Genomic DNA, 557 nt, shown 5'->3' on the forward strand with positions numbered 1-557 from the left:
GTCGCGTCTCGATCCACTCGCCGCCGCGCGCGATGTTGCCACGATGCAATTCCGCCCATAGCTCGTTCTCGGAAATGCCCGGCTTCAGCGCCTGTTCCATCTCGCCCATCGCCGCTTCGCAAGCGACAATCGCCCGGCGCATGGCGAGGATTTCGTCCGGCGATTTGATCAGCCGCGCGTTCTCCATCACGGCTTCGCCATTGCCGATGGAAATGCCGAGGCGAGCCAGCTCCTCGACGCCTTCGGGATTGATGTGGTCGACGGCGATGCGGCTGTTGCCGCTACCATATTCCCTGACCAAATCGGCTATTCCGGCGGCCCAACGGCGGACCTTTTGCTCGGTCAGCTCACCGCCATAGAGATACATCCACGACACCGCCGGCCGCACCTCGTTGACGACGCCGGAATGGTCGGACAGGTGCTCGCAGGAAAAATAATCGAACAGCACCACCGGGCCTTCAGTGGCGACAAAGCAATGCCGCGTCGGATTGTGCGCCACCCAAAGCTGCATGTTGGTGCTGTCGGTGGCGTAGCGGATGTTGACGGGGTCGTAGAGC

At 62.1% G+C, this 557-nt stretch carries 1 pseudogene; it reads right to left on the bottom strand.

Annotated elements, in window-relative coordinates:
* Nucleotides 1-557: pseudogene (locus EN969_RS34485) on the bottom strand (aminopeptidase P family protein); the annotation flags it as partial.

Origin of the sequence: Mesorhizobium sp. M7A.F.Ca.CA.003.01.2.1 (assembly GCF_003998945.1) — a bacterium.
Classification (GTDB): domain Bacteria; phylum Pseudomonadota; class Alphaproteobacteria; order Rhizobiales; family Rhizobiaceae; genus Mesorhizobium; species Mesorhizobium ciceri.